We start from the raw sequence: 3829 nt of genomic DNA, 5'->3' as shown, positions 1-3829 counted from the left end.
AGGGCGCGGGCGATGACGACTTTTTGCTGGTTGCCGCCGGACAGGGCGGAGACGGGGGTGTGGGGGCCGGGGGTTTTGATGTCGAGGCCGTTGATCATGCGTTGGGCGAAGGCGCGGGTGCGCGAGGGTAGGACGGTGCCGAAGGGGCCGAGTTGGTCGGTGACGGTGAGGGTGGCGTTCTCGGCGACGCTGCGTTGGGGGACCAGGCCTTGGAGGTGGCGGTCTTCGGGGACCAGGGCGATGCCGGCGGCCAGGGCGGTGGGGACTTTGCCGGTGGGTACGGGGTGTCCGGCGACGGTGAGGGTGCCGGTGTGGGGGCGGTGCAGGCCGGCCAGGGTTTCGCCGAGTTGGACGTTGCCGCTGGCGGCGGCGCCGGCCAGGCCGAGCACTTCGCCGGCCCGCGCGGTCAGGGACAGGTCCTGGTAGGCGCCGGGCAGGGTGAGTCCGGCGGCCTCCAGCAGGGGTGGGCCCTGCGCGGCCCGCCGTGCGTCGAGGGTCCAGGCCGGCTCGGTGGTGCGCCCGGCCTCGCCGGTCATGGCTTCGACCAGGGCGTGGTGGGCGAGGTCGGTGACGGGGGCGGTGAGGATGTGGCGGGCGTCGCGGTAGACGGTGACGGTCTCGCAGAGCTCGTAGACCTCGTGCAGGTGGTGGGAGATGAACAGGAAGGCCACGCCCTGGGTCTTGAGTTCGCGCAGTTTGGTGAAGAGGCGTTCGATGCCGCGGGCGTCGAGTTTGGCGGTGGGCTCGTCGAGGATGATGAAGCGGGCGCCGAAGGAGAGGGCGCGGGCGATTTCGACGAACTGGCGTTGTTCGACGGTGAGGTGTTCGGCGCGGGCGCGGGGGTCGACGTCGACGCCGTATTCGGCGAGCAGGTCGCCGGCCCGGGCGCGTAGGTGTTTCCAGCTGATCGGGTGCAGTGCGCGGGTGCTCTGCCGGTCCAGGAAGAGGTTCTCGGCGACGGTGAGTGCGGGGATGACGGTGGAGCGCTGGTAGACGCAGGCGACTTTGGTGCGCCAGGCGTCGGTGTCGCCGGGGGCTGGTGCGGGTTGGCCGTCGAAGTGCAGGGTGCCGGTGTCGGGCTGCTGGAGGCCGGTCAGGATCGAGACGAGGGTGGATTTTCCGGCCCCGTTGCGTCCGACCAGGGCGTGGGACTGGCCGGGTTCGACGGTGATTCGGGCGTCGGCGAGGGCGACGGTGGCGCCGAAGCGCTTGCTGATCGCGTCGGCCCGCACGACGGGTGCGCGGGTGGGACCGGGCTCGGCCATGAGGGGCTGGGCTCCTTTCCAGGAGGCGGAGGGGCCGCGGGGGTGTGGGAGCGGCGCTGGGGTGGTGCGCCGCTCACCGGCGCGTCAGTGGCCGACGTTGTTGCCCCACAGGGACTTGTCGTCGACGTTGTCCTTGGTGACCAGGGGGGCGGGCAGTTGGTCCTCCAGGCCGTTGGGCAGGGCGATGATGGTGGACTGGTGGTCGGTGGGGCCGGCCTGGAAGGTCTTGCCCTGGGCCGCGGCCTGGGCGTAGAACAGCGCGTACTTGGCGTACAGGTCGGCGGGCTGGGACACGGTGGCGTCGATCTGGCCCTGGCGGATCGCCTCGAACTCCTGCGGGATGCCGTCGTTGGACACGATCGCGATATGACCCGCCTGGCCGACCGGCTTGAGCAGGCCCTTCTGCTGCAGCAGTGCCAGGGTCGGCTGCAGGAACGCACCGCCGGCCTGCATGTAGATGCCGTTCAGGTCCGCGTTGGCCGCCAGCGTGGACTGCAGCTTGGCGGAGGCCACATCGCCCTTCCAGTCGGTGGCCAGCTCGATCACCTGGATCCCGGGGAACTCGCTCTTCATACAGGCGGCGAACGCCTCGGAGCGGTCACGGCCGTTGATCGAGTCCAGCGAGCCCTGGAACTCGGCCACCTTGCCCTTGCCGGCCAGCTGCTTGCCCAGGAACTCGCACGCCTTGGTCCCGTACGCCTTGTTGTCGGCGCGCACCACCATGTACACCTGCCCCTTGTCGGGGCGGGTGTCGACGCTGACCACCGGGATCTTCCTGCCCGCCAGGGCATCGAGGGTGGAGGCGATAGCGCCGGTGTCCTGCGGGGCCATCACGATCGCCTTGGCACCGGTGTTCTCGAACACCTGCACGTTGGCGACCAGCTTGGTCACATCGTTCTGCGAGTTGCTGGTCGGCAGCATGTTCAGACCCTGCGACGACGCCACCGACTTGACGTACTGCGCGTACGAGTTCCAGAAATCGGTGTCCGCCCGGGGCAGATCGACACCGAGCTTCGGCTGTCCGCCACCCGAGGCCGAAGCACCCGAGTCACTGCCACGATTACAGGCCGTGGCGAAACCCGCCAGCACGACGAAAGCGGCGGCCGCGGCCGCGATTCTGGAGGAGCGAGACTTCATGGTGGGTGGGTCTCCTTGGCTGGGAAGGCCTGCGCCGTGCTACAGGGGCGGGGACAGATGGTCGGGGGACCGCCGACGCGGAGCGTCTTCACCACGGCCGCCCAGGGGTTGCATACGACCGGACGCGGCGGCAGGTACTGGCGGACCCTGCCCGAGTCATCGGATGGATCGCGATAGGCAGGACCTTACGAGTCGGCAATCCCGCTGACAAGAGGAGGCCTCGATCATTCGCAAATGTGACACCCCGGTTGCTGGGCTGTGGCGGCGTCCTCCTCGATGCGGCTGGCGGCGTTCGCGATTCGAGCAGTAGGAGCCGTAACTCGAGTAGACATCGGACGACTCCTTGCGCTGTCCGCGTGGTTGCTCGTATGGTCAGGGCGCGCCCCAGTGATCGGATGTATCTGTCGGGTGTGCGTCGGATGTCCGCGAACGCGTACCCGGCGCGGCAGTCACTGCGAGACGCGTTCGGCGACGGCGGCGGTGGCCTTCGAACCATGAGGAGATTCGGACATGAAGTTGATGCAGCTCGGCACGCCCGGAGCCGAGACACCGGTGGTCCTCACCGAGGACGGGCACGTCCACGCCCTGTCCGGGCTGACCGCGCGGATCGACGGCGCTTTCCTCGCCGCGGACGGCATCGCGCGGGTTCGCCGGGAGATCGAGGCCGGCAGGCTGCCGCTGGTGCAGCCGGAGGGTCTGCGAGTGGGCCCGCCGGTGGCCCGGCCCGGCAAGGTGGTCTGCATCGGCCTCAACTACCGGGACCACGCCGAGGAGACCGGGGCGGCGATCCCGTCGCGCCCGGTGGTGTTCATGAAGGACCCGGCCACCGTGGTCGGCCCGTACGACCAGGTGCTGATCCCGCGCGGCTCGGTCAGGACGGACTGGGAGGTGGAGCTGGCCGTGGTGATCGGTCGTCAGGCCCGGTATCTCGCAGACCCGTCCGAGGCCGCAGCCGTGATCGCCGGCTACACGATCAGCAACGACGTCTCCGAGCGCGAGTTCCAGCTGGAGTACTCGACCCAGTGGGACCTCGGCAAGTCCTGTGAGTCCTTCAACCCGCTCGGTCCCTATCTGGTGCCTGCCGACGAGGTGACGGACCCTCAGGCCCTCGGCCTCGGCTTGACGGTCAACGGGGAGGTGCGGCAGGACGGCAACACGAAGCACATGATTTTCGACGTTCAATACTTGATCTGGTACTTGAGCCAGTACATGGTGCTCAACCCCGGTGACGTGATCAACACCGGCACCCCGGCCGGCGTGGCCCTGGGTCTGCCCGGCACTCCGTACCTGCGCGCGGGCGACACCGTCGAGCTGTCCATCGATGGTCTCGGCACCCAGCGCCAGACCTTCGTGAACGCGTGAAAGGCACCCAGTTGTCCTTGATCACCGCCATCGACACCCACGATGTCCGCTTTCCCACGTCGCGG

Annotated in this window: 3 protein-coding genes; 1 reads left to right on the top strand and 2 read right to left on the bottom strand. The window is 69.0% G+C overall.

Translation table 11 applies throughout. The features are described 5' to 3' along the window. Nucleotides 1-1265 (bottom strand): sugar ABC transporter ATP-binding protein (locus C7C46_RS32145; RefSeq protein ID WP_110673451.1); only part of this gene is annotated, 1265 nt, incomplete at its 3' end. Nucleotides 1266-1349: 84 nt separating this feature from the next. Then, a complete protein-coding gene (locus tag C7C46_RS32140) occupies nucleotides 1350-2402 on the bottom strand; it encodes a sugar ABC transporter substrate-binding protein (protein ID WP_110673450.1) in 1053 nt (350 codons plus the stop codon). A 510-nt stretch (nucleotides 2403-2912) separates the two neighbouring features. Between C7C46_RS32140 and C7C46_RS32135 the strand changes: the two genes are divergently transcribed. Beyond that, nucleotides 2913-3764 carry a fumarylacetoacetate hydrolase family protein gene (locus tag C7C46_RS32135; protein ID WP_110673449.1) on the top strand — a complete coding sequence of 284 codons (852 nt, stop codon included), beginning with the start codon at nucleotides 2913-2915 and terminating at the stop codon, nucleotides 3762-3764. Nucleotides 3765-3829 lie beyond the last annotated feature (65 nt).

It is taken from the genome of Streptomyces tateyamensis, assembly GCF_003205575.1.
Lineage (GTDB): Bacteria > Actinomycetota > Actinomycetes > Streptomycetales > Streptomycetaceae > Kitasatospora > Kitasatospora tateyamensis.
The sequence above is the reverse complement of the archived record's forward strand: the minus strand, read 5'-3'. Positions and strand labels throughout refer to the sequence as shown.

Bases quoted from the DNA above. Each gene is read 5' to 3' on its own strand.
- C7C46_RS32140 (WP_110673450.1), bottom strand. From the start codon at position 2,402: ATGAAGTCTCGCTCCTCCAGAATCGCGGCCGCGGCCGCCGCTTTCGTC.
- C7C46_RS32135 (WP_110673449.1), top strand. From the start codon at position 2,913: ATGAAGTTGATGCAGCTCGGCACGCCCGGAGCCGAGACACCGGTGGTC.